The organism is Arthrobacter humicola, from assembly GCF_022803015.1.
GTDB classification, from domain to species: Bacteria; Actinomycetota; Actinomycetes; order Actinomycetales; family Micrococcaceae; genus Arthrobacter; species Arthrobacter humicola_A.
The window spans coordinates 176850-202191 of record NZ_JAFKON010000004.1 but is presented as its reverse complement, the minus strand read 5'-3'; the positions used below and the strand labels follow the sequence as shown (position 1 = coordinate 202191).

The 25342-nt window shown below is 68.8% G+C and carries 16 protein-coding genes and 1 tRNA gene; 14 read left to right on the top strand and 3 right to left on the bottom strand.

Annotation, left to right across the window (positions count from 1 at the left end; translation table 11 throughout):
• The first annotated feature begins 14 nt into the window (after positions 1 to 14).
• Complete coding sequence (rsmI, locus tag ARTB_RS10605) at positions 15 to 971, top strand: 16S rRNA (cytidine(1402)-2'-O)-methyltransferase (RefSeq protein WP_439954114.1); 957 nt, start codon at positions 15 to 17, stop codon at positions 969 to 971.
• Positions 972 to 1259: 288 nt separating this feature from the next.
• Positions 1260 to 2759 (top strand): NAD-dependent succinate-semialdehyde dehydrogenase, encoded by a 1500-nt coding sequence (locus tag ARTB_RS10600; protein ID WP_243179863.1) that lies wholly within the window; start codon positions 1260 to 1262, stop codon positions 2757 to 2759.
• Positions 2760 to 2768: 9 nt separating this feature from the next.
• Here the strand turns inward: ARTB_RS10600 and ARTB_RS10595 are convergent, their stop codons facing one another.
• From ARTB_RS10595 to ARTB_RS10585, 3 genes are read right to left on the bottom strand one after another with little or no spacing between them, the layout of a single operon-like run.
• Positions 2769 to 5300: a transglutaminase family protein gene (locus tag ARTB_RS10595; protein WP_243179861.1), complete on the bottom strand. Its 2532-nt coding sequence runs from the start codon at positions 5298 to 5300 to the stop codon at positions 2769 to 2771.
• A complete protein-coding gene (locus tag ARTB_RS10590) occupies positions 5297 to 6838 on the bottom strand; it encodes a DUF58 domain-containing protein (RefSeq protein WP_243179859.1) in 1542 nt (513 codons plus the stop codon). Before ARTB_RS10590 ends, ARTB_RS10595 begins: the two co-directional genes overlap by 4 nt.
• A 14-nt stretch (positions 6839 to 6852) precedes the next feature.
• Positions 6853 to 8010: an AAA family ATPase gene (locus tag ARTB_RS10585; protein ID WP_243179857.1), complete on the bottom strand. Its 1158-nt coding sequence runs from the start codon at positions 8008 to 8010 to the stop codon at positions 6853 to 6855.
• A 178-nt stretch (positions 8011 to 8188) separates the two neighbouring features.
• Between ARTB_RS10585 and ARTB_RS10580 the strand changes: the two genes are divergently transcribed.
• The 12 genes from ARTB_RS10580 (at position 8189) to ARTB_RS10525 (ending at position 25248) form a co-directional block, all read left to right on the top strand.
• Positions 8189 to 9076: a TatD family hydrolase gene (locus ARTB_RS10580; protein WP_243179855.1), complete on the top strand. Its 888-nt coding sequence runs from the start codon at positions 8189 to 8191 to the stop codon at positions 9074 to 9076.
• 250 nt (positions 9077 to 9326) lie between these two features.
• Positions 9327 to 10526, top strand: a complete 1200-nt coding sequence (locus tag ARTB_RS10575; protein WP_243179854.1) for a resuscitation-promoting factor — start codon at positions 9327 to 9329, stop codon at positions 10524 to 10526.
• 216 nt (positions 10527 to 10742) lie between these two features.
• A complete protein-coding gene (gene rsmA, locus ARTB_RS10570; protein WP_279294178.1) occupies positions 10743 to 11582 on the top strand; it encodes a 16S rRNA (adenine(1518)-N(6)/adenine(1519)-N(6))-dimethyltransferase RsmA in 840 nt (279 codons plus the stop codon).
• Between the two features lie 81 nt (positions 11583 to 11663).
• The gene (locus ARTB_RS10565) at positions 11664 to 12626 is read left to right on the top strand and encodes a 4-(cytidine 5'-diphospho)-2-C-methyl-D-erythritol kinase (protein ID WP_028276492.1); all 963 of its coding nucleotides are present in this window, start codon (positions 11664 to 11666) and stop codon (positions 12624 to 12626) included.
• Between the two features lie 72 nt (positions 12627 to 12698).
• Positions 12699 to 14528 carry an ABC-F family ATP-binding cassette domain-containing protein gene (locus ARTB_RS10560; protein ID WP_243179825.1) on the top strand — a complete coding sequence of 610 codons (1830 nt, stop codon included), beginning with the start codon at positions 12699 to 12701 and terminating at the stop codon, positions 14526 to 14528.
• Between the two features lie 762 nt (positions 14529 to 15290).
• Positions 15291 to 15362 (top strand) — tRNA-Gln (locus tag ARTB_RS10555).
• Between the two features lie 43 nt (positions 15363 to 15405).
• A complete protein-coding gene (glmU, locus tag ARTB_RS10550) occupies positions 15406 to 16917 on the top strand; it encodes a bifunctional UDP-N-acetylglucosamine diphosphorylase/glucosamine-1-phosphate N-acetyltransferase GlmU (RefSeq protein ID WP_243179823.1) in 1512 nt (503 codons plus the stop codon).
• Positions 16918 to 16922: 5 nt separating this feature from the next.
• Entirely contained in the window at positions 16923 to 17903 is a 981-nt protein-coding gene (locus ARTB_RS10545; protein WP_018774662.1) for a ribose-phosphate diphosphokinase, read from the top strand.
• Positions 17904 to 18167: 264 nt separating this feature from the next.
• Positions 18168 to 18767, top strand: a complete 600-nt coding sequence (locus tag ARTB_RS10540; protein WP_243179796.1) for a 50S ribosomal protein L25/general stress protein Ctc — start codon at positions 18168 to 18170, stop codon at positions 18765 to 18767.
• Positions 18768 to 18960: 193 nt separating this feature from the next.
• Positions 18961 to 19548 (top strand): aminoacyl-tRNA hydrolase, encoded by a 588-nt coding sequence (gene pth / locus ARTB_RS10535; RefSeq protein ID WP_028276488.1) that lies wholly within the window; start codon positions 18961 to 18963, stop codon positions 19546 to 19548.
• A 239-nt stretch (positions 19549 to 19787) separates the two neighbouring features.
• On the top strand, positions 19788 to 22532 hold the full coding sequence (locus tag ARTB_RS10530) for a helix-turn-helix transcriptional regulator (RefSeq protein ID WP_243179794.1): 2745 nt from the start codon (positions 19788 to 19790) through the stop codon (positions 22530 to 22532).
• Entirely contained in the window at positions 22510 to 25248 is a 2739-nt protein-coding gene (locus ARTB_RS10525) for a LuxR C-terminal-related transcriptional regulator (RefSeq protein ID WP_368859395.1), read from the top strand. The genes ARTB_RS10530 and ARTB_RS10525 overlap by 23 nt, the downstream gene beginning before the upstream one ends.
• Positions 25249 to 25342 lie beyond the last annotated feature (94 nt).

The following is a 25342-nucleotide window of genomic DNA, read 5'->3' as shown; positions in this document are numbered from 1 at the left end:
AGTAGGCTGGTCCTGTGGACCACGAACCCAGCCCTTCCCCCCTTCCTCCCCTCGATCCTCCCTTCGACGGCGATGACGCCGCCGCCGTTCCCGCCCCTGATTCGGCGTCTGTTTCCGCCTCTGTGTCCGCCTCCGGCGGGCCCGGCAGGATCGTCCTCGCCGCGACGCCGATCGGCAATGCGGGCGATGCCTCGGCGCGGCTCGTGGAGTTGCTCGCGACGGCGGACATCGTCGCCGCGGAGGACACCCGGAGGCTGCACCGCCTCGTGCAGAACCTCGGCGTCACTGTGGCGGGCCGGATCATCAGCTATCACGAGCACAATGAGGCAGCCAAGACGGCTGACCTGCTGGCGCAGGTCCGGTCCGGCAAGACCCTGGTGATGGTGACCGACGCCGGCATGCCCTCGGTCTCTGATCCGGGGTTCCGGCTGGTTGAAGGCGCCGTGGCGGCCGGCCTCACCGTCACCGCCGCGCCCGGACCCTCCGCCGTGCTGACCGCCCTGGCACTGTCGGGCCTGCCGACGGACCGGTTCTGCTTCGAGGGCTTCCTGCCGCGCAAGGCCGGTGAACGTTCCTCGCGGCTGGCGGATCTCGACACCGAGCGGCGCACCATGGTGTTTTTCGAGGCGCCGCACCGGCTGGAGCCCATGCTGAGGGCCCTGCGGGAGAGCTTTGGCGCCGACCGCCGGGCCGCCGTCTGCCGTGAACTCACCAAGACCTATGAAGAGGTCATCCGCGGCACCCTGCGCGAACTGCTCGAATGGGCCGAGTCAAGCGAAGTGCGCGGCGAAATTGCCGTGGTAGTGGGCGGCGCCCCGGAACGCGAACCCGGCCGTCCCGAGGATCATGTGGCTGCCGTCAACGGGCTGATAGCCCAGGGCATCCGGCTGAAGGAGGCCGTCGCCGCAGTGGCCGATGACGCGAAGGTCAGCAAGCGCGAACTCTATGCCGCGGTCCTCGCCGCGCGCTGAGCCGTGCGCTGAGCCAGGTGGTGGGTGCCGGGCGGCGGGTTCCGGCGCGCCGCCGTGCCTCGGGGGCCGGAACCGGGCTCCACGCCCACGCAGGACGGTTGTGCAGCTGCACAGCATAGTTTGGATACAGTAGTGCGCGCATGCATAGACTTGCCAGTGAGCGCGGCAGTAGCGTGGCAGTAATCCAGACGCCCGTGCCTGCCTGTGGGAACGAGCGCCTACAACGAGAACTCATTCAAAAACTTGTGCTCACACTAGTTCAACCGAATTGCTGACGAGGGAGTCATTGTGACTGTAACTGCCCAGCCTATTGTTTCCGCGGACCGGGAGAGCGCCCTGCTGGCGTCCGTTCCGACGGGTCTGCTGATCAACGGCGAATGGCGTCCGGCCGTGTCCGGGAAGACCTTCGACGTCGAGGATCCCGCGACCGGGAAGGTCCTGCTCAGCATTGCCGACGCCGGCCCCGAGGACGGCAAGGCGGCCCTGGACGCGGCCGCTGCAGCGCAGGAGTCCTGGGCCAAGGTCCCGGCCCGGGAACGCGGCGAGATCCTGCGCCGCGCCTTCGAGCTGGTGACCGAACGGGCCGAGGACTTCGCGCTCCTGATGACCCTGGAGATGGGCAAGCCGCTGGCCGAGGCCCGTGGCGAGGTCACCTATGGCGCCGAGTTCCTGCGCTGGTTCTCGGAAGAGGCCGTCCGCGCGTTCGGCCGCTACTCGGTCTCCCCGGACGGCAAGTCCCGGCTGCTGGTGACCAAGAAGCCCGTGGGCCCGTGCCTTTTGATTACGCCGTGGAACTTCCCGCTGGCGATGGCCACCCGCAAGATCGCCCCCGCGGTCGCGGCCGGCTGCACGATGGTGCTCAAGTCCGCGAACCTGACCCCGCTGACCTCCCAGCTGTTCGCGGCCGTGATGGTCGAGGCCGGCCTGCCCGCCGGTGTCCTGAACGTCATCCCGACCTCCACGGCCGGCGCCACCACGGGTCCGCTGATCAAGGATCAGCGCCTGCGCAAGCTGTCCTTCACCGGTTCCACCGAGGTCGGCCGCCGGCTGCTCGCTGATGCGTCCGAGACGGTGCTCCGGACCTCGATGGAACTCGGCGGGAACGCCCCGTTCGTCGTGTTCGGGGACGCCGACATCGACGCCGCAGTCGCCGGGGCGATGCTGGCGAAGCTGCGGAACATGGGCGAGGCCTGCACGGCGGCGAACCGGTTCATCGTGCACGAGTCCGTCGCGGCCGAGTTCGCGGAGAAGTTCGCCGCGAAGATGGCGGAGATGACCACGGCCCGGGGCACCGAGGCCGAGTCCAAGGTCGGCCCGCTGATCGATGCCAAGAGCCGGGACAAGGTCCACGAACTCGTCACCGACGCCGTGAACTCCGGTGCTGTCGCAGTGACCGGCGGCTCCGCCGTCGAGGGCCCGGGCTACTTCTACAAGCCCACGATCCTCACCGGCGTGACCGAGGGCAGCCGGATCCTGTCCGAGGAAATCTTCGGACCCGTCGCCCCGATCATCACCTTTGACACCGAGGACGAGGCTGTCCGGCTCGCGAACAACACCGAATACGGGCTGGTGGCCTACGTCTTCACCCGGGACTTGAACCGGGGCATCCGGATGGGCGAACGGCTTGAGACCGGCATGCTGGGCCTGAACGCCGGCGTGGTCTCCAACGCTGCCGCCCCGTTCGGCGGCGTCAAGCAGTCCGGCCTGGGGCGCGAAGGCGGTCTCGAGGGCATCGAGGAATACCTCTACACGCAGTACATCGGCATCGCCGACCCCTACGCCGGCTAGCCACACCAGCTACCCGCGGCGCACCCGGCGGACGGAGTTGCGGATCTTCCCCCAGGATCCCGCGAACCCCCGCCGGGTGCGTAGTGCTGTCCGGGAGAGGAACCCGCGGGGCAGCCGGAGGGCCCGCCGCCAGCCGGCCATGACCGACGGCGGCAGCCATGCCGCGCGCAGCCGGACCAGGAAGCCGGCGTTGGCGCGCAGCGAGGCCTGCACCAGGGCGATCCTGGCAGCGGCGGAGTCGGCCGGATCCGCGGAGCCTGCGGTCCGCGCCGGGCCGGCCACGCCGCCCGGGCGGCCGTACTGCTCACGTTCGAAGTCCTCGGTCAGGGCCGCCGCGGCCCGCTGGCCGGGCCCGTCCGCACCGCCGGGTTCCCCGAAAACCGTCGAGGCGCGCAACCGCTCGGAGAAATTCCGCGGCGTTTCGCTCGCTCCGGGCGCCACCCCGTAGTCCGTGGCCAGATCCCGCAGTTCCGCCCAGGCCGGCAGCGCCGTCCCGGCCGTGACGCCGGGATTGCCGCGGGCCGCCGTCCTGAGCCTGCGGCGCCGCACGCCGCTGCGCACCAGCCGCGGGGAGGCCACCAGCAGCGCCAGCAGCAGCACGGCGGCAACACCGTACAGCGCCTGTGCCGCCTGCGCGCCGCTGGGCGCCGGTGTGCCCGCCCCGGGAAGCGGGAGGGTGCCGGGGGCCGGGAACGGTGCCTGGGTGGAACCGTCACCGGGGGTCAGGGCGTCGTTGCGGTCGTTGGTGCTGGCACCGCTGCGGGCGGCGGCATCCGTGGCGTACGCCGGAACGACGCCGCGGGACGGTGTCGGCTCAAACGCGACCCAGCCCACGCCCTGGAAGTAGAGCTCCGGCCAGGCGTGGGCGTCCCGGGCATCGACCTCGAACTCCGGAAGCGGGCCCTGGCCCGAGACCGCCACCGTGGCCCCGGTGGGCCGCCCCGGCGCGTAGCCCACGGCGATCCTGCTCGGAATGCCCTCCAGCCTGGCCATCACGGCCATGGCGGAGGCGAAATGAATGCAGTAGCCGCTCTTCTGGGTCAGGAAGTCCGCCAGCACGGACAGGCCGTTGCCGTCGTAGCCGCCCTGCACGGGGGACTGCAGCGAGTAGGTGAACTCGGCGGAGCGCAAATACCTCTGGATGGCCATGGCCCGCGAATACGGCGAGTTGGCACCCGCCGTCACAGTCCTAGCCGTGCTGCGCACAACCTCCGGAACATTCGACGGTTCCCGGAGGAACAGTTCGGGGACACCGCGCACCTGCCCGGAAGCGCCCGCCAGCAGCGCTGCCGTGAGCTGCGGAGTCACGGACGAGACCACATATTGCTGGTCGCGGGAATTTGTGTCCACACCCTTGATGCTCAGCGTGGCGGGGTCCCAGCTCCAGCGCCCCGAGAGGCCGTTGACCGCTTCCGGCGCATACGGCGCGGGCAGGTACGGGCTCGTGTACTGGCCGGTGTTGACGGCCGTAATCACGCGGAGCTCGGCCGGGGCGGTCTCATGCCCGGCCTCGAGCCGGCCTGTTCCCGGCTGCCGGCTCGACTCCCGGTCATCGGGTGACCAGGCATCGCCGTCAAAGGTGTCCACCGTCACCGAGCGCAGGTACGGCGTCGTCGGCGCGTTCGTGGCGAAGGTGATCCGGCCCTCGCCGGAGGGGCTGCGCAGGCTGTTGCCCAGGCTGATCATCGGATTGAGGCCGGTGGCGCCGCCGAACGGGTTCAGCCGCGAGCCCTGCGGGAACGTGCCCTGGTCGAAACCCGGGATGGCCAGCTGCAGCACCAGCGTGAGGGTCAGCGCCGCGACGGCCGTGACCGTGCCGCGCCGCAGCTGCCCGGGGTTGCGGGCGGTGTCGGCCAGGGTGCGGGTATCCGGCGTGTACCAATGGCTGCAGCCGAGGATCAAAAGGTACCCGACTGCGGCGCCCACGAACCCCAGCACCCCCACGCTTTGCGGCTTGACCATGGCCGGCACCACGAGGATTGCCAGGATCCCGAGCCCGCTCGTGGCCGGCAGCGCCAGCGGGAACGCCAGGGCATCGATGAGGATCACGAGCAGTCCGAGGACCGCGCAGATCAGCATGACGATTCCGGCGTTGGGGGCCACTGGGGTGCTCTCGGCCAGGACCGTTTCGCTGGCCCGCCGGAGGAACTTTCCCAGGTAGTTCATGGTCTCCGGGGAGGGGATGAACCCGGCAATGCTGTGCTGCCGGAAGAAGATGAAGGTCACGGCCACGATCAGCGCCACCAGGCCGCCGGCGGTGACCAGCCAGGGCCGGGCACGCAGGGACCGGAGCACCGCGAGGGAGAACGCAACGGAGAGGACGGTACTGAACACCGGGGAGTACCAGGCCCAGCCCCGCAGGACGCCGTTGAATCCGAGGGCCGCGCCCGCGACGGCCACCGCGACGGCGGTCGCCATCACCCAGGGCTTGGCACCGGGTCCGTCCGGCCGGGACGCCGCACCGGGGGAGAGGGCTGTCGGTTCTTCTTCGCCGGCCGTGCGGGTGCCGGTTCCGTGGCTGCGTTGCGGGGCGAGGGTCATGGCCGGGCCCCCACGCCGCGGCGGACGTCGGCCCCGGCGGACATCCCCGGGTCTGCCTGGTCGAAGGCTGCCCAGGCGTCAGGCAGCGAGCTCTGGGCGGATACGGCCAGGGCCCGCCATCCGCCCAGCCGCAGCGCCTCCAGCACCTCGGGCACTTCGCCGGAGTCCTGTGCCCGGTCCGTGACCAGCAGCGCGAAGGCGTTCGCGCCGAACCCGGCGGCCGGGGACAGCGCCCGGGCCTCGGCCGGAGTCAGGCTGCCCAGGACCGCCAGGACAGGTCCGCGCAGCCGGTGGGCGGAAAGTTTGTCCATCAGGGTGTCGTCGAAGGCGTGCGGGGCACCCCCGGTGCCCGCAGCGGCCCCGGAGCGGAATCCACCCGCCGCGGAGGACCCGGTGCTGGTTCCCGCCGCGGCCTCCTGCGGGCGGGCCTGGGGGCGGGGCGCCGTGCGGTCACGGCGCGGGTGGTTGTGGTGGTGGGTGTGGTGCGGGCCGGAAAGCTCGATGGCAGCCAGGCTTTCGGCGATGGACTGTAGCCCGGCCGTTCCGGTGTATTCCTCGGCTTCCGGGTCGGGAGCGGACGGCGAATTCCGGAAGGCCGGCGCGCCCGCGCTGTCCAGGAACCGCAGTGAGTAGTTGCGTTCCGCGAGGTGCGCCCCGATCGACATCGCCGCCGTGACAGCCCACTCGAAGGCATCAGAGGTCAGCAGGTCGTGGCCGTCCCCCTCGCCGCCGCCCGGGTGGCCGCCGGAGGAATGTGCACTGTGGCCGAACACCCCGTGGGGGTAGGCCGAGAGCCGCTGGTCCAGGATGATGGTCGCCTCGGGGGTCGTGACGGATTCCTCCTGCCGCACCATGAGCGAACCGTGGCGGGCGGTCGCGGCCCAGTGCACCCGGCGCAGCGGATCCCCGTGGCGGTATTCGCGGGTCATGACGTCGTCGTCGCTGGGATTGGCCCGGGCCCGCGTGGGTGTGACACCGTCGTGCCCGCGGGCACCGGCGAGCCCCGTCTCCGGCAGCTCGATGGCGGCGGGCGTCACGGTGAGGAGGTCGCCGTCGTCAATCGCGTGGCGGTGGAAGGAGAGCCCGAAGGGATCGCTGAATTCCGCCGTGACGGGCCCGATCAGGAACTGGCCGCGCCTGGCCGAGCGGAGGTGGTACTCATAGCGGCTGGTGCCGCCGGCTGCCGCACGTGCCGGGAACCGGAAGACAGGCGATTCGCCGAACCGGGCCGGCAAGTGTTCCTCCATGACGGCGTGGCCTGTGCCCGCCCCGGTCCGCGCGACGGCCAGCCGCACCGTGGCACGGGCGGACGTTTCAACCGGCGACGGGCTGAATTCGCGGTAGACCCGGAACCTCGGCTTCAGGACCCGGGTTCCAGCCAGGGCGAGCACCGGCAGCACCAGCAGCAGGACGGCCAGGGCCAGCAGGTCCCGGCGCCCCATGATCTGCGCGGCCAGCAGCGACACCGCACCCGCGCCGAGCAGGCCCCAGCCGCGGCTGCTGAAGAAGTGCCCGGGGAACCGATCCCTTATCGCCACGGCGGAGCCATTCCCTAGTGCGGATTGGGCACGTTGGGCGGCGGCGCGGCTGCCATGGCCGAGGCCTTCTTCCGGCCAGGGCCGCCGGTTCCGTTGGGTGAGGCCGTCACGTCCGGGGTGACGGGTATCTTGGCGATGATGGCCCGGATGACGCTTTGCGGCGTCTCACCCGCGCTGGCCGCCTTGCGGTCGAGGATGATCCGGTGGGCGAGCACCGCTTCGGCGACGCTGACGACGTCGTCCGGCAGCACAAAGTCCCGTCCCTCCAGCGCGGCGGTGGCCTTCGCCGCACGCAGGAGCTGCAGCATGGACCGCGGGCTGGCGCCGAGCCGGAGAAGCCCGCTTTCCCGCGTGGCCCGGCCCAGGGCCACGGTGTATTCCTTGATGGACCGGGACACGTACACCTGCTGCACCGTGGCAATCATGGCGGCCACTTCCGCCGCGGTGACCACTGCCGTCACACGCGCCAGCGGAGAGGAGGCCTGGTGGGTTTCGAGCATCTCCATCTCGGACTCACGGTCCGGGTAGCCCATGGAAATCCGGGCCATGAAGCGGTCCCGCTGCGCTTCCGGCAGCGGATACGTGCCCTCCATCTCAATGGGGTTCTGCGTCGCCACCACCATGAAGGGCTCATCCAGCCGGTAGGACGTGCCGTCCACCGTGACCTGGTGCTCCTCCATGCACTCCAGCAGGGCTGACTGGGTCTTGGCCGAGGCGCGGTTGATTTCGTCCCCGATGACGATATTGGCGAACACCGCGCCGTGCCGGAACTCGAAGGTCCGGGTCGCCTGGTTGTAGATGGACACGCCCGTGACGTCGGACGGCAGCAGGTCCGGGGTGAACTGGATCCGGCTGACGGAGCAGTCGATGGTGCGGCCCAGCGTCTTCGCCAGGAGCGTCTTGCCCACCCCCGGGACGTCTTCGAGGAGCAGGTGGCCCTGGGCGAGGAGGACCGTGAGCGCCAGTTTGGCCGCTTCGGCCTTGCCGTCGATGACCGTATTGATCGCCGTCAGGATCCGGGTGCTGGCTGAGTGGAAAGCGTCGGCATCCATGGCCGGCAGTTCATGCCGCGGGGACCGCTGTCCGGCTGCGTTTGGGTCCAAGGACGGGCGGCCCGGGAGGCTCTGTCCCTGGGGGAGGATGTCGTCTACGGAAGTGCGGTGGTAATCCATCGGCAGCCTTTCAGCCCTGGTGGGTCCCGGATCTGACCGCCCGCGGCGGCCGGGGCCCCGCAGTGGCATTCACCTGTTTCCTAACGGGGAAATTACAGAGTATTAACAGACTACTAACACAACTGCCGGCCCTGACAGAGAGTTCCGGGGAAATCTGGCCGCCGGTTAGGGTGGATGAATGCTCAATCCCCTCACTCCCGTCCCCTTCCGGTCGCCTGGAAACGACGGTACCGGACGCAGCGGGTATCCGCCCGCACCGGAACCGCTTCCCGTGCCGGTCATGGACAACCACACGCATTTGGACTTTCCCGACGCGGAGCTTGAGGTGGGCATCAAGGACGCCCTCGATGCCGCCGCCGCCGTGGGCGTGCAAGGCGCCGTGCAGGTGGGCTGCGACCTCGAATCGTCCCGGTTTACGGTCAACGCGGTCGACCTCGATTCCCGGCTCCTGGGCGCTGTTGCCCTCCACCCCAACGACGCCCCCGGCTACGCCCGGCGCGGCGGCCTGGAGGAGGCCCTGGCCGAGATCGAGGCGCTCGCCGCCCATCCGAGGATCCGGGCGATCGGGGAGACCGGCCTGGACTTCTTCCGGACCGAGGGCGAGGGCCTGACCCACCAGCGCTATTCGTTCCGCCGCCATATCGACATCGCCAAACGGCTCGGACTGACGCTGCAAATCCACGACCGCGACGCCCACGACGACGTCGTCCAGGTCCTGCGCGAAGAGGGGGCCCCGGAGCGGGTGGTCTTCCACTGTTTCTCCGGCGGCGAGGCACTCGCCCGGACCTGCAACGCGGAGGGCTGGTACATGTCCTTTGCCGGAACTGTGACATTCAAGAACGCGACGGACCTGCGGGACGCGCTGTCTATCGCTGAGCCGAGCCGGATCCTGGTCGAGACCGACGCGCCCTTCCTCACCCCGCACCCGCATCGCGGCCGGCCCAACGCGAGCTACATGGTTCCGTACACCGTGCGGGCTATGGCCGATGTGACCGGGTCGGAGCTTTCCGGGCTGTGTGCGCAGATCGCCGCAAATACGGTGCGGGCGTACGGATCCTGGGACTGAACCGCCCTCATCCAGCTCCCCGGCATAGATACCAGGTATGCACAAATTCTTGGTTCCTTTATAACGCTTCGATTACAGTGGTCAACTATTAGCCGGGGTCGGGGAAGGCCTACGGATAATTTCACTCCAGCAGGGCGTGCATTGTGGCCAACAAACCACATGCGCGCTCTCGTTTTGGGTGAGGCAGTGCACGCATGTTCCGTGACGCTCCGGACGCTGTCCGGAGCCGCCGTTGGCGCGCTCGCGGTGGATGGCCACGTGCACTTTTCCCCGTGCCCGGAAGGTCCAAGAGATTCGGGCAATTGTGGTCAAGTTCTTCACATCGGACGGCAAGTTCAGCTTCGTCAAGGTTGGCACGCAGCTCGTGGTGCTGGTGGCACTGGTGCTGGGCCTCGTGGCCTTCGTCGGCAATAACAAGACGATCACACTCAACGTGGATGGCAAAGTCAGCTCCGTCCAGACCTTCGGCGGAACCGTCGGGGAAGTCGTCAAGAGTGCCAAGGTTGAACTGCAGCCATCTGACAGGGTGTCGCCTTCAGCGGACGCCCACGTGCAGGACGGGTCAGTCATCAACGTCAACCTCGCCAAGGCCGTCAAGGTCAGCCTGGACGGCGCCGAACGGACCATCTCCACCACCGCACCCACCGTCGAGGGGCTCGTGACCGAACTCGGCGTGGCCAGCGCCTCGCAGGTCTCCGTGCCCAAGGACGCCCAGCTCGCCGTCTCCGGCTCCTTCGTCTCCATCTCGACGCCTAAAAAGGTGAGCCTCGTTGCGGACGGCAAGGCGGCAGCGACCACCACGACGGCGGCCACAGTCGCCAAAGTGCTCGAGGACGCCGGGCTTTCGCTCGGGGCCAGCGACCGCGTATCCCAGCCCGGGAACGCCCCGGTGGTCAATGACATGGTGATTAAGGTCTCCCGCGTCGACGTCAGCAAGACGGCCAACACCACCGAGCCCGTCGCCTTCGAAACACTCACCACCGAGAGTGCTGACATGTTCAAGGGTGAGAAGAAGGTCACCCAGGCCGGCGTCGCCGGCACCACCAGCAAGAACTTCAAGCTGGTCCTCGTGGATGGCCGCGAAGCCTCCCGGACCCTGGTGTCCGAGACCGTCAGCGTCCAGCCCGTCACCGAAAAGGTCACTGTCGGCACCAAGGAAAAGCCCAAGCCCGCCGCCAACACCGGTGCGGCCGCCCCCGCCATGATGAACCAGGGCATGTGGGACAAGATCGCCCAGTGCGAATCCGGCGGCAACTGGTCCACCAACACCGGCAACGGCTACTACGGTGGCCTGCAGTTCGACGTCGGCACCTGGCTCAGCTCGGGCGGCGGCGCCTACGCCCCGAACGCCGCTGCCGCCACCAAGGCCCAGCAGATCGCCGTCGCCAACCGGGTCTACGCCCAGCGCGGACTGCAGCCCTGGGGTTGCGGCTGGGCCGCCTCCAGCTAGCAGGCCAGGCCGGCGGCTGACCGCCCGCCACTGACCGCCCGCCACTGAACGCCCGACTCCCGCGGCTGCCGACCACAGCCAGGGAGAGCACAGGCCGGGTCCGGATTCCCTCCGGACCCGGCCTGCGGCGTACCGGCGCCGGGATAGGATACCTAGGTGACTGAACCGAGCCCCTCCGCCCCCGAAAGCCTGCCCGGAGCGGCGCCCGCACCGCTGATGGGTGCCTCCGATATCCGCCGGCTGGCAGAGGAAATCGGCGTGCGGCCCACGAAGACCCTCGGGCAGAACTTCGTCATCGACGGCAACACCATCCGGCGGATCGTGAACGCCGCCGACATCCGCGCCGATGAGACCGTCCTGGAAGTCGGCCCCGGACTCGGGTCACTGACCCTTGGCCTGCTGGACGCCGCCCGCAGCGTGGTCGCCGTCGAAATCGATCCGGTCCTTGCCGGGCGCCTGCCGGCCACTGTGGCCGAGTGGCGTCCGCACGCCGCCGGGAACTTCTACCTCGTCCTGGCCGACGCCATGCGGGTCACCGAACTTCCCGTCGAACCGACCGCCCTCGTGGCGAATCTTCCCTACAACGTGGCCGTTCCCGTGGTGCTGCACCTCCTGCAGCACTTCCCGAGCCTGCAGCACGGCCTGGTCATGGTCCAGGATGAAGTCGCCGACCGGCTCGCGGCCGGCCCCGGCTCCAAGACCTACGGCGTTCCATCCGTCAAAGCCGCCTGGTACAGCAGCATGCGCAAAGCCGGCGTGATCGGCATGAACGTCTTCTGGCCAGCGCCCAAGATCCATTCCGGACTCGTCGCCTTCACGCGCCGGGAGCCCCCCGTCACGACCGCCACCAGGGAGCAGGTCTTCGCCGTGATCGACGCCGCCTTCGCGCAGCGCCGCAAGACGCTCCGGGCCGCGCTGGCCGGCTGGGCCGGCAGCGCCGCCGAGGCCGAACGCTGCCTGCGGGCCGCCGGCGTCGACCCCACCGCACGCGGCGAAGTGATCGACATCGCGGCGTTCGCCAGAATCGCCGAAGCCCACGGACAACCGGACTCCTGAGCTCCTTGTGAGCTCCGCATGGGCGCCGCCGGGGGCGGTTGCGTGCTTGGAGCCCGGGCCGCGATGCCATAGCGTGGAGCCATGAACGCAGTGAGAGGGCGCTTTGCCGCGAGGACCGTCCGGGTGAAAGCTCCAGGCAAGGTTAACGTCTCACTGGATGTCGGACCGCTGCGGCCGGACGGCTACCACTCCGTGGCCAGCGTCTACCTGGCTGTCTCGCTCTACGAAGAAATTGCCGCCACCAGCACCGATACCGGCGAGATCACCGTCAGCATAAGCGATGCGAGCACCGTGGACCTCGACGGGGTGGACATTCCGCTCGATCACCGCAACCTGGCCTACAAAGCCGCCGCCATCATGGCCGACGTCTCGGAACACTCCACGGGTGTCCACCTGGAGATCACCAAACGGGTGCCCGTGGCTGGCGGCATGGGCGGCGGATCGGCCGACGCCGCCGCCACCCTGCTGGCCTGCGACGCATTGTGGAACAGCGGACTGTCCCGCGACGAGCTGGCCCACCTGGCCGCCGAGCTCGGCGCCGATGTTCCCTTCGCGCTGCTGGGCGGCACCGCCGTCGGACTGGGCCTGGGCGATGACCTCTCGCCGGCCCTGGTCAAGGCCCAGACGGACTGGGTCCTGGTCAGCGCGGACTTCGGCCTGCCCACCCCTGAGGTCTACCGCACCCTGGACCGCCTGCGCGCGGCCGAGGGCCTGGCGGTGGACGAACCCGACGCCGTGGATCCCGGCGTGCTCACGGCTCTGCGCAGCGGCGATGCCGACGCCCTGAGCCGCGTGCTGGTCAACGACCTCCAGCGCGCCTCGATCGAACTGGCCCCGGGCCTGCGCGAGACCCTGGGCCGCGGCGAGGCCTGCGGCGCGATCGCGGGCATCGTCTCCGGCTCCGGACCCACCGTCGCGTTCCTCGCACACAGCCCCGCCGCGGCCGCCGGGCTCGCCGAAGAGCTGCGGCACCACAGCCTCGACGCCATGGCGGTGCACGGGCCGGTGCACGGGGCCCGCATCATCTCCGATACGCTCCTTTAGGAGCTTTTGACGCATCGCATCCGATGACTTCACAGCTTCACTTCACCGATACACCTAAGAAAGCAGTTCCCAGTGGCACACCTGCTCGGCGGCGAGAACCTCACGGTCTCGTATGCAACCCGTACCGTCCTCGATGGCATTACCCTCGGCCTTGAAGAGGGCGACCGGATCGGCATGGTGGGCCGCAACGGTGACGGCAAGTCAACCCTGATGCGGTTGCTGGCCATGCGCTCCACCCCGGACTCCGGCCGGGTGACCAAGCGCAGCGAGGTCAACATCGGCTACCTGGACCAGAGCGACGTGCTCGACGGCGACCTCACCGTCGGCGCCGCGATCGTGGGGGACCAGGCCGACTACGAGTGGGCCCGCAATCCCCAGATCCGTGAAGTCATGGGCGGGCTGGTGTCCGACGTCGACTGGCACGCCAACGTCCACGCGCTCTCCGGCGGGCAGAAGCGGCGTGTGGCGCTGGCCAAGCTGCTGATCGAGGACCACGACGTCATCATGCTCGACGAGCCCACCAACCACCTCGACGTCGAAGGCGTCGCGTGGCTGTCCCGGCACCTGAAGACCCGCTGGCGGGCCAACCAGGGCGCCTTCCTCGTGGTCACCCACGACCGGTGGTTCCTCGACGAAGTCTGCACCAAGACCTGGGAAATCCACGACGGCATCATGGACCCGTTCGACGGCGGCTATGCCGCCTACGTCCTGGCCCGCGCGGAGCGGGACCGCTCCGCGTCAGTGATGGAAAGCAAGCGCCAGCAGCTCGTGAAGAAGGAACTCGCCTGGCTCCGGCGCGGTGCCCCGGCCCGCACCGCCAAGCCCAAGTTCCGGATCGAGGCAGCCAACGCCCTGATCGCGGACGTCCCCGAGCCGCGCGACTCGACGGCGCTGAGCAAGATGGCCACCGCCCGGCTGGGCAAGGATGTCCTGGACCTCGAGCACGTCTCGCTGGACTTCCTCGGCGGCGAGCCCGGGCAGAAGCTCTTCGACAACATCACGCTGCGCCTCGCCCCCGGGGAACGGCTCGGCCTCGTGGGCGTCAACGGCGCCGGCAAGACCACCCTGCTCAAACTCCTCAACGGCGAGATCCAGCCCTCCTCCGGGAAGGTCAAGCGCGGCAAGACGGTGGTCACCGCGGTCCTGACCCAGGAGGTCAAGGAACTCGACGACGTCTCGGACCTGCGTGTGATCGAAGTGATCGAGCGGGAAAAGCGCTCCTTCAACGTCGGCGGCAAGGAATTCACCGCCGGCCAGCTCGTGGAGCAGCTGGGCTTCACCAACGAAAAGCAGTGGACCCCGGTCAAGGACCTCTCCGGTGGCGAACGCCGGCGGCTGCAGCTCCTGCGCCTGCTCGTGGGGGAGCCGAACGTGCTGATGCTTGACGAGCCGACCAACGACCTCGACACCGACACCCTCGCCGCCGTCGAAGATGTGCTCGACGGCTGGCCCGGCACGCTCGTCGTCGTCAGCCACGACCGCTACCTGCTCGAGCGCGTCACGGACCACCAGATGGCGCTCCTTGGCGACGGCAAGATCCGCGCCCTGCCCCGCGGCGTGGACCAGTACCTCGAACTGCGGGAAGGGGCCCTGGCAGGCTCCACGATCACCGGCGGCGGCAACCCCGTCACCTCCGCCGGCGGGGGATCCGCTCCCGTCGCCAGCGGCCCGTCTGAGGCCGAAAAGCGCGACGCCCGCAAGGCCAAGAACCGGATCGACCGCCAGCTCGGCAAACTCAAGCAGCAGGAAGACAAGATCCACGCCCAGATGACCGCCGGGGCCGGGGACGCGAGCAAGTTCGACCAGCTCGCCGGACTCAACGCGAAACTCCAGGAACTGGCCGGGGAACGCGAAGCCCTTGAACTCGAATGGCTCGAGGCCCTGGAAGTGCTGGGGGAGTAGCCTCCTGCCCATCCCCGGGACATGCCCAGCGTGAGCACCCACCGATGGACATGTCCCTTGCAGCCCTCAAAACCCGCGGGACATGTCCCTCGGCGCGGGCCAGCACGGGACATGTCCCTTGCAGGGCTGAATTTCCGCTGGGCATGTTCCTCGGCGCGGGCCAGTATTGGACATGTCCCTTGCAGGGCTCAAATCCCGCTGGGCATGTCGCTGGGCGCGGGCCAGGGATGGGCATATTGGCATTGTGTCCATTGATCGGGACCAGCACTGGGCATGTCCCGCGTAGGGAATGGGGTCGCGGCGCACGCCCGGGAAGGCACGTTCCGCGGAACGCGTGAATCCCGCGGGACATGCCCAGCGTGAGCACCCGCCGCTGGACATGTCCCTTTGAGGGCCGAAATCCCGCAGGGCATGTCCCTCGGCGCGGGCCAGGGATGGGCATATTGGCATTGTGTCCGTTGCTCGGGACCAACGCTGGGCATGTCCCGCTTAGGGGACGGGGTCTCTGCGCACGCCCAGGAAGGCACGTTCCACGGAACGCGTGAATCCTGCGGCACATGTCCGGCCGCGCAGACCAAGAATGGGCATGTCCCGTGGCGCCGGCCGCACCGCCCACCCGCGCCCACCCGCGCCCACCCGCGCCCACCCGCGCCCACCCGCGCCCACCCGCGCCTGCCCGCCCCTTCCGCGGCGCTGAGTCGCACGAGCATCAACCTTCGTGGCAGAATTGATTCTCGTGCCACAGGTCAAGCCTGGGCACGGTCCGCTCTGGTGTAATGGCAGCACCCCGGCCTTTGGAGCCGTGGAGTATAGGTTCGAGTCCTATGGGCGGAACTTGGCGAGACACACTGCGCAACCAAGCAAGGAGAGCCAATACGTGAGCCCCGAGAATACTGGCCCAGCCGCCGTGATCGTCCTAGCTGCAGGGGCCGGTACCCGGATGAAATCCCGTACCCCCAAGATTCTCCATGAGATTGGCGGCCGCTCGCTGGTCGGCCACGCGCTCCAGGCGGCCCGCAGTATCAGCCCCCGCGAGTTGGCCCTGGTGGTCCGGCATGAACGCGACCTCGTAGCCGCCCACGTCTCCGCCCTCGATCCGAAAGCCCTGATTGTGGACCAGGACGATGTGCCCGGCACCGGCCGCGCGGTCGAGGCGGCACTGGAAGCGCTCGACACGCTCGACCCCCAAGGACGGCTGGGCGGAACGGTCGTGGTCACGTACGGCGACGTCCCGCTGCTCACCGGCGGCCTGCTCGGCGAGCTCGTCGCCGCCCACGAGGCCGAGGGCAACGCCGTCACCGTCCTCACCGCCGTGCTCGAGGACGCCACCGGCTACGGTCGCATCCTCCGCGCAGCAGACGGAACCGTCACGGGAATCCGCGAACACAAGGACGCCACCAGCGCCGAACGCGAAATCCGTGAGGTCAACTCCGGCATCTACGCCTTCGACGCCGCCGTCCTGCGCGACGCGCTGGTCCACGTCACCACGGACAACGCCCAGGGCGAAAAGTACCTCACCGATGTCCTGGCCCTGGCCCGCGCCGCGGGCGGCCGCGTCGCCGCCGTCGTCACCGAAGACCGCTGGCAGGTGGAGGGCGCCAACGACCGCGTCCAGCTCTCGGCGCTCGGCGCTGAACTCAACCGCCGCACCCTCGAAGCCTGGATGCGCGCCGGCGTGACCGTCGTGGATCCCGCCACGACGTGGATCGACGCCACGGTGACGCTCGACGAGGACGTCCGGCTCCTGCCCAATACGCAGCTGCACGGCAGCACCACGGTGGCGCGCGACGCCGTGGTCGGCCCGGACACCACGTTGACCGACGTCATGGTGGGCGAGGGCGCCACGGTGATCCGCACCCATGGCTCCGGCTCCACGATCGGGGCGCGCGCCAGCGTGGGCCCCTTCACCTACCTGCGCCCGGGCACCGTCCTGGGCGAGACCGGCAAGATCGGCGCGTTCTACGAAACCAAGAACGTCACGATCGGCCGCGGCTCGAAGCTGTCCCACCTCGGCTACGCCGGGGACGCGGAGATCGGCGAGGACACCAACATCGGCTGCGGCAACATCACGGCCAACTACGACGGCGAGAAGAAGCACCGTACGGTGATCGGCTCGGGTGTGCGCACCGGTTCGAACACCGTGTTCGTGGCCCCCGTGCGCGTGGGCGACGGCGCCTACAGCGGCGCCGGTGCGATCATCCGCAAGGACGTCCCGGCCGGCGCCCTCGCCGTCACCCTGGCCAAGCAGCGGAACTCGGACGGCTGGGTTGCGTCCAACCGCCCCGGTTCCGTTTCCGCCGCCCTGGCCGAGTCCGCTGCCGCGGTGGATTCCGCTGCGGGCGCCGCCCCAACATCCTCCACTACTCCGGCACCGACAGAAGAGGGCTAGCAATCATGAGCGAAATTACGGCACACGGCGAGAAGAAGCTGGTGCTGGCCGCGGGGCGCGCGCACCCTGAGCTGGCGAAGGAGATCGCGAAGGAGCTCGGCACCGAGCTGCTGCCCCTGGACGCCTACGACTTCGCCAACGGCGAGATCTACGTGCGGGCCGGCGAGAGCGTCCGAGGCACCGACGCCTTCGTGATCCAGGCCCACCCGGCCCCGTTGAACAACTGGCTCATGGAACAGCTGATCATGATCGATTCGCTCAAGCGGGCCTCCGCCAAGCGCATCACTGTGGTGTCCCCGTTCTACCCCTACGCCCGGCAGGACAAGAAGGGCCGTGGCCGCGAGCCGATCTCGGCACGCCTCGTCGCCGATCTGTACAAGACCGCCGGCGCCGACCGGATCATGAGCGTGGACCTGCACACTTCCCAGATCCAGGGCTTCTTCGACGGCCCCGTGGACCACCTGATGGCCATTCCGCTCCTGGCCGACTACATCCGCACCCGGGTCGGCTCGGACAAGGTCACGGTCGTCTCGCCGGACACCGGCCGCGTCCGCGTGGCCGAGCAGTGGGCCGAGCGCCTCGGCGGCGCGCCGCTGGCGTTCGTGCACAAGAGCCGGGACCTCACCGTGCCCAACCAGGCCGTCTCCAAGACGGTCGTGGGCCAGATTGAAGGCCGCACCTGCGTCCTGATCGACGACATGATCGATACCGGCGGAACCATCTCCGGCGCCGTCCAGGTGCTCAAGAACGCCGGCGCCAAGGATGTCATCATCGCCGCGACCCATGCCGTGTTCTCCGATCCGGCGGCCCGCAGGCTGTCCGAGTCCGGCGCCCGCGAAGTGGTGGTCACCAACACGCTGCCGATCACCGCGGACAAGCGCTTCCCCCAGCTGACCGTGCTCTCCATCGCGCCGCTGATCGCGCGCGCCATCCGTGAAGTGTTCGACGACGGCTCCGTCACCAGCCTGTTCGACGGCCAGGCCTAAGCCGGCCGGCGGAGGGCCCGGTTTCAGAAACCGGTCCCTCCGCTGGTAGCCTTGTACCGAAACCTTGGCGAGGGAGAGCGCCGGCATTCCGTATTGATGTGAATTAATCGGAACCCGGACTGCTGGTCTCCGTAATCGACTGGGTCTGAATCTCCTTCTGAAGGGCAGCCGCACGGCAGCCCGGCGTTGAAGGTCGTAAACAGACCTCCGCCCTTGCTGAACACCGTTTAGTCCCACAGCTTGAAATCCCACGAGGAGATATCCATGTCTGAGCAGAAGCTCGCAGCAGAAGTCCGCACCGAATTCGGCAAGGGCTTCGCCCGCCGCGCCCGCATGGCCAACCTGATCCCGGCCGTCATCTACGGCCACGGTGCCGAGCCGATCCACATCACCCTGCCGGCGAAGGCCACCACCCTGGCCGTCCGCACCGCCAACGCCCTGCTGACCCTGGACATCGACGGCGAGCAGCACCTGGCCCTCGTCAAGGACATCCAGCGCAACCCGATCAAGCAGATCATCGAGCACCTCGACCTGCTGACCGTCCGCACCGGCGAGAAGGTCACCGTTGACGTGCCCGTTCACCTCAGCGGCGAGCTGGCTCCGGGCAACGTCCACAACCTGGAAATGACGGTCGTTTCCGTCGAGGCCGAGGCAACCCACCTGCCGACCGCCATCGAGGTCAGCATCGAAGGCCGTAGCGCCGGCGAGCACATCCACGCTTCCGACCTCGTCCTGCCGAAGGGTGCTACCCTGCTGGCCGACCCCGAAGCACTCGTCGTCAACATCTCCGAGGCCACCGAAAACGTCGAAGAGGGCGAAGAAGGCGAAGCAGCCGCACCGTCGGCCGAAGCAGCAGCCGAGTAATTCCGGCGAATTTTACGGCGGCCGGGTCCCTCAGGGGCCCGGCCGCCGTCGTCTCTGGTGCCGTAGCCCGCGCCGTACGCGCCCCGTAGCCGGCTGCCCGCCCCGCCCCACTTGCCCCGACCCACCTGACCCGCCCCACTTGCCCCGCCCCACTGGCCGCGCCCCCGGCCGCGTCCCACCGAAGGACTGACCCATGACCGACACCTGGCTGATCGTAGGCCTTGGCAACCCCGGATCCGAGTACAGCCACAACCGGCACAACGTCGGCCAGATGGTCCTGGACGAACTCGCCTCGCGCGTCGGCGGTGGCTTCAAATCGCACAAATCGCGTGCCCAGGTCCTCGAAGGGCGTCTGGGCATCGGCGGACCCCGGATCGTGCTGGCCAAGCCGCTGTCATACATGAACGTCTCCGGCGGCCCGGTGTCTGCCCTGGCCCAGTTCTTCGGCATCGATCCGGCCCATGTCATTGCCGTCCATGACGAGATCGACATCCCCTTCGACACCGTGCGGCTCAAGATCGGCGGCGGCGAAGGCGGCCACAACGGACTGCGCGACATCTCCAAGGCCCTGGCCACCAAGGACTACCTGCGCGTGCGGGTGGGCGTCGGGCGTCCGCCCGGACGGATGGAGACCGCGGACTTTGTCCTGCGTGACTTTTCCGCGCCGGAGAAAAAGGAACTGCCCTTCCTCATCGACTCAGCTGCCGACGCCGTCGAAGTCCTGGTCCGGGACGGCCTCACCGCCGCCCAACAAAAGTTCCACCCCGCCAAGGCGACGTAACCCCTCTTGGACGTAAACGCAGGCAAAATAACACGCAGCCTAAACGCCCCGACCGTGGGCCGGCCCGGGCCCGCGGCAGGCAGGCGGCGACTAAGTTGCATGCGGATTGCGTGTTTCCTTTCCAAGCTTTCCGCATTCCAGCTATGATCTGTCTACTCTCACGTCGGGAGATAGGGATACGCTACTTCTAAGTGGGCAGTTCGGGGTTGCTGTCTGCAAAGCGGTACGAAGGAAACTACATGTCGAGGGATTCGCTGGGCTGGGGGAATGTTTCCACTACATTGGCACCCGCCGAAGAAGAACATGCTGCCGGCCAGGTCGCGAGACACGGCTGGTCCGGTTTGGCGCGGAACGCTGATGCTGAGCGTGTCCGCCAGGAACTGCTTGCCCAGGACCGGATGGGCGTCGTCATCACGGGCGACCGCGGCGTGGGCAAAACGCTTGTCGGCAGGACCGCCCTCGCGGGCTTCGGCCCCGAGGTGTACACCATCCAGCTCCGCAGTTCAGGGCCGGGGTCGGCAACGCCATACGGCTGCCTCGCCTTCACCCTTGCGCGGCTCCCGCAGAGTTCCCTGGGCTCGCCGACCGCCATCCTGCACGGCATTACCTCGCTGATCCGCGACGACGCCGCCGGGCGCCAGTGCGTGATCCTGCTCGACAACGCCGGCGCCCTCGATGAACTCAGCACCGGGGTCCTGCTCAACCTGCTGCAGACCCGGACCGCCCGGTTGATCGCAACGGCCCAGCGCACCACTGACCTTCCGCCCGATTTCTACTGGCTCATCACTTCCGGCCAGCTCGCCGAGGTCCGGCTCGCCAACCTGACCGAGCTCGAGACGCTGGAGGTCCTGCAGTCAGCTTTGGGCCATCGGGTCTCGACCGCCCTGGCAAGCCAGCTGCACCAGCTGGTCGGCGGCAGCCCCACGCTCCTGCAGGCCGTCGTCTCCGAACAAATCGAACGCGGAAACCTTGTCCTGTCCGGATCCGTGTGGACACTGCTCGATGAGGTTGTGCTCGATGGCCGCACGGCGCTGGAGGATATTGTCCGAGCCAGGTATGCCAGGGAAACACCCGTGGCCCGGGAGGTCATCGACGTCCTCTCCTGCGCCCGGACCCTGCCCCTGTCCCGGCTCGCCAGGATGTACAGCCCCGGTGTCATCGCCGACATGGAAGAGGCCGGCCAGATCGTGGTCGACCGCGCTGACCGTCACCTCGTCACGCTGGGCGACCGCTACCTCGGCGACATTGTCCGCAACTGGCTCAGCGTGGAGCGCCGGCTGGAGCTCCGGGACAAGGTCCCCGGGCACCAGGAACATGAACTGGACGAGCTGACAGTCGAAGACCTGCTGGCCTACGCGGCGTGGACCCACGACTGCCACGCCCAGCTGGCACCCGCGCACGCCGTCGCGGCTGCCAGTGCCGCCGTCAAGCTCTTCGACCCGAAATTTGCCCTCAAATGCGCCGGCAGCCTCTCTCCCTCGGATCCTGAATGGGCCGAAGGGCAGCTCCAAAAATCGGCTGCCTACCTCCAGCTCGGCCTGCCGCTGCAGGCCATGTCCGCGCTGGACGACGTCTCCGAACGGCAGGTCAACGGCCTTGCGGCCGAGAACTTCGCCGAATTCATCGCGGCGAAGGCTGACTGCATGGCCTGGCTGGACGACCGCTCCGGCCAGGTCCCCGAACTGCTCGGGCAGGCCAGGGTCCGGCTCCAGGACCTGAGCCTGGACGAGCCGTCCCCCGCCCCTGCGGCGCTTGCCCGGGCGGGGCTCTGCCTGGATCTGTGCGAGTTCAACTATTTCTCTTTCATCGGGGATTTCGAGCCCATGATGGAGCGGCTTACCACCGCGGCCACCACGGACGTGCCCGGTGCCGATCCCGTGCACCGGCTCAGGTCGGCCATCATCCTGATGGAGGCCTGGTCCATGACCGGCCACGAACTCGATGCCCGCAAACTCATGCGGGAAATCGGCGGACAGCTGGGCGAGTGGTCCAACGTGCCGCGCATCCGGGAAAACTTCGCCTGGCGCTCTTTCAACGTGCTGCTCCTCTCGGGCCTGTGGCGCCAAGCCATCGACATGCTCAAGGACGCGAGCGGCCGGGCCGGGCACGGGCTGCATTCCGGCAGCGCCGCTACGGACCTCGCCGTCGGACTCGCCTATGTCTATGCCGGCCGCGGGTACATGGCTCTGGATCCGTTGCTGGCCGCGATCGCCCAGCTGGAGGTCCGTGCGAGCCTGCAGTCCCTGCGCCAGGCCTACGCCGCCACTGCTTTTGCCTACGCCCAGACCGGCAACTCGGTCCAGGCCACGATCTACCTGGACCGGGCCCGCTCGGCTGACGGCCCGGCCCGCTTCACGGTCGGCAGTTCCACCGAGTTCTGCATGGATATGGCGTCGCGGTGGCTCGGTGACCCCGAGGCCAAGGACCGGTTGATACGGTCCGCGGAGGAGCATTTCCGGAAGGGCCGCTACACCCTGGCCGGCATCTGCATGCTCGGGGCCACCGTCAACGGCACCGTCAAGGATTTTCTTTTCATGGAGGAAATCGCCGGGCTGCGGCAGGGGCCGCTGGCCGAGCTGTCCCGGACGGTCGCCGTCGGCAGCCGGAAGAAGGACGCCGCGATCATGCTCGAAGCCGCCGGGCAGGCCGCGGGGCTCGAACTGGACGCCGTCCAGGCCCGGTGCGCCGCGCTCGCATTCGACTTCGCGAAGGGCGCCGGGCTGACCGCCAGCGCCAACGCCGCTTACAGCATGCTGGAGAGCCTCTCGGAGTCCGTGCCGGCGCTGCCAGTCATGCCGCGCAACAAGGGTCCGCTGCTGACAGACCGGGAGCGGCAAATTGCCACTCTGGCCGGGAACGGGGTCTCCAACAAGGACATCGCCCTGGAAGTGGGCATTTCCGTCAGGACCGTGGAGGGCCACCTGTACCAGGTGTTCACGAAGCTCGGCGTTTCTTCGCGAAGTGATCTGCTTGGACTCATCTAGGGGGCCGGCGGGGAACCCCGGCACGGCGCCGGCCCGCGCCTTGACCGGGAGGTCGGAAGATTTGATGTCGGCAGTGGAAGCCCTCCAGGGCGGCAGCCATGTCGCCGTGTTCGTCCTCGGCGACAGCGGGATGGGCAAGTCAAGGCTCATCGATGCCGTCGTCGGGGAGCTGGGCCCGGAGGTGACGCCGGTGCCGATCCATGGCAGCGCGTCGCTGACCAAGGTGCCCTACGGTGTCCTGGGCCCCTTCATCGTCGGACTGCCGGTCCAGGAAGCAACATCGCAGCTGGCCGTTCTGAGGACCCTGTGGGCGCATCTGGAAGAGCAGAAGCGGGCCACCCAGAAGCCCCTCCTGCTGGTCGTTGACGACGCACACGATCTCGACGAGGCGACGGCCGGAATCCTCGCGGAGCTGGCGGCGGCCGGCTGGGCGAAACTGCTCGTCGGCGCGGCGGCCCGGCCCGGACTGCCGGAACCGCTCCTGCAGCTCTGGTTTGAAGGCATCGCCGAACGGCACGACCTGCGCCCGCTCACCCTCGCGCAGACCACAGAGATGCTGGAGGGCGAGCTCGGCTCGCAAGTGCTGCCAAACGTCGCCGAGATCCTGTGGGAGGCCTCCGGCGGCAACCCGATGCTCCTCAACGGGCTCCTGGACGACGCCAGGAACGACGGGACGCTGCTGCGGCGCAACGGTGTCTGGTTGTTCACCCGGCACCTGAACAGCCACGGTGACCGGCTGACCGACGTCGTGCGCCGCCAGCTGCTGCTGCGCTCGCCGGAAGAACGCCAGGCCCTGAACCTCGTGGCGTTGGCCGAACCCGTGTCCCGGGAACTGATCGAGTCGGTGGCCGGCGAAGAGGCCGTGGGATCACTGATCGACAGCGAACTGATCCGGGTCACGGACACCGGGACGGGTGAGCTGCGGCTGTGGCATACCGTGTACGGCGACACCTTGCGGAACCTGATTTCGCCGGCCAGGAGCCTGCAGCTTCGGCAGAGCCTGCTGCGCAAGATGGACAGCGAGCCGACGTCTGCCGAGGGACTGCTGCGGCAAGTGAGCTGGTCGATCGAGTGCGGCGCGGAGGTCGAGGACCGGCAGCTCCTGAGGGCGGCCGTGCTGGCGAGCCGGCTTTACGAGGACGAGCTCGCCCGCAAGGCTGCCGTCCTCGTCAAGGATCCGGAACTGCAGATGGCGGCCCGCGCCGTGATAGCACGGACCCGCTACAACGCCTCCGACTACGTGGCGGCCCGGGACATCCTCGACGCCGATTTCGGGCAGGGAAACAGCATCCCCGGGCTCCTGGCCGGATCCCTCCTGTGGGCCGCAACGATGTCAGCGCTGGGGAACACGCCGGCAGAGATCATCAAGCGGGCACAGGTGCTCCGACGCGCCGCCGAGCGCCTCGCTGCTGCCCGGCCGGACGACGCCGAAGCCATTCACCGTGCCACGGAAGAGCGGCTGGAGATCCTGGAAGCCATGGTCCTGGCGCTGGCGGGCGAGTACGCGGCAGCCCCGGACGCGGGGGCGTCCACCGAGGACGCGGCTGCCGGCACCCCACCCTCGAACACCCTGCCGTCGAACACTCTCGTACAGGCGTTCCGGCTCTGCCTCGACGCGGAGCGGCTCCTGGCAGGCGGCAAGGGACTGAGCGCCCTCGCTGCGATGACCCGGGCCATCGAGGCCGCCGGGGCCGAGCACGAGGAGCTCTACTTCCTCACCGACTTCCTCGTGGTCCGTTCCGCGGCCGCCGCAATTCACTCCGGCGACTGGCAGGGGGCGGAAAGCCTCCTGACCGGCTTCGTCGCCGGATCCGGGCCCAACCTGATTTCCTTCGGCGGGGGAGTGCACGCGGCGCACGGCATCATCCTGCTCTACCAGGGCAAGGCCGCCCAGGCCCTGAACACGCTAAGCGCCGCGCTCGAAGCGCTGCGGTTGACCGACCCCCAGCAGCTGTTCGCGCTCACGGCGGCCATGGCTTTCGCGGCAGCCGCCGAAGTCGGTGCCCAAACGAAGGCAGAGCTACTCCTCGCCGACTTCGAGGCAGCACCCGCGGCCCTGCCGCAGTACATGCGCTCGCTGGCCGCGATGGCCGTGGTCTATGGAAAGGCCCGGCTCGGGAACTACCCGGGTGCCATCGCCGAACTGAAGCGGCTCGGCCGACCGTACCCGGACGTGGACACCGCCGGGCTCGAACTCGACGCGCTGGCCTTTTGCCTGGCCCTGGGGGACACGGACTCGGCGCCGAGGCTGCTCGAGCTCCGGGCCAGGCTTGAGGGGCCAAGGCCCGCCGCGATCTGCGCCTACGCCGCAGCCATCAGCGCCGACAACGCCGCAGACCTCCTTGAGGCCGCGAAAACCTGTGAGGTGGCGGAACTGTGGGCCTTTGCCGCCCTCGCCTACGACGCCGCGGCGCACGCCTACCGGGCCGCGGGCGACACCCTCAGGGAGCGCATGGCCAATTCCCAGCGGAAGCGGTGCCTGGACCGGGCCGATGACCTTCCCGGCGACGAAGCGGCCAAGAACGATGACTCGCTCGGCATACTGACCCGCCGCGAGCGCGACATTGTGGCGCTGGCGGTACGCGGCCTCACTGACCGGCAGATTGCCGCAGAGCTCCAGGTGTCCGTGCGCACGGTTGAAGGCCATCTCTACCGCAGCTACGCGAAACTCAACGTCAAGGGCCGTGAGCAGCTTCCCGGTATCGGCGGGCACTAGCGGCAAGCAAGGGAGAGGCCGCGTGGGGCCGTGTCCGCCGGCCGGCCGGCCGTGGCGGGCCGCTTCCCCGGTGTCCGGGCCGCTACCGGCGCCG

What these genes read in the sequence shown, in the direction of transcription:
- ARTB_RS10565 (WP_028276492.1), top strand. Translation starts at nt 11,664, where the DNA reads ATGAACGCAGTGAGAGGGCGCTTTGCCGCGAGGACCGTCCGGGTGAAA.
- ARTB_RS10585 (WP_243179857.1), bottom strand. Translation starts at nt 8,010, where the DNA reads ATGGATTACCACCGCACTTCCGTAGACGACATCCTCCCCCAGGGACAG.
- ARTB_RS10580 (WP_243179855.1), top strand. Translation starts at nt 8,189, where the DNA reads ATGCTCAATCCCCTCACTCCCGTCCCCTTCCGGTCGCCTGGAAACGAC.
- ARTB_RS10595 (WP_243179861.1), bottom strand. Translation starts at nt 5,300, where the DNA reads ATGACCCTCGCCCCGCAACGCAGCCACGGAACCGGCACCCGCACGGCC.
- ARTB_RS10530 (WP_243179794.1), top strand. Translation starts at nt 19,788, where the DNA reads ATGTCGAGGGATTCGCTGGGCTGGGGGAATGTTTCCACTACATTGGCA.
- ARTB_RS10575 (WP_243179854.1), top strand. Translation starts at nt 9,327, where the DNA reads ATGGCCACGTGCACTTTTCCCCGTGCCCGGAAGGTCCAAGAGATTCGG.
- ARTB_RS10540 (WP_243179796.1), top strand. Translation starts at nt 18,168, where the DNA reads ATGTCTGAGCAGAAGCTCGCAGCAGAAGTCCGCACCGAATTCGGCAAG.
- ARTB_RS10545 (WP_018774662.1), top strand. Translation starts at nt 16,923, where the DNA reads ATGAGCGAAATTACGGCACACGGCGAGAAGAAGCTGGTGCTGGCCGCG.
- rsmA (WP_279294178.1), top strand. Translation starts at nt 10,743, where the DNA reads ATGGGTGCCTCCGATATCCGCCGGCTGGCAGAGGAAATCGGCGTGCGG.
- pth (WP_028276488.1), top strand. Translation starts at nt 18,961, where the DNA reads ATGACCGACACCTGGCTGATCGTAGGCCTTGGCAACCCCGGATCCGAG.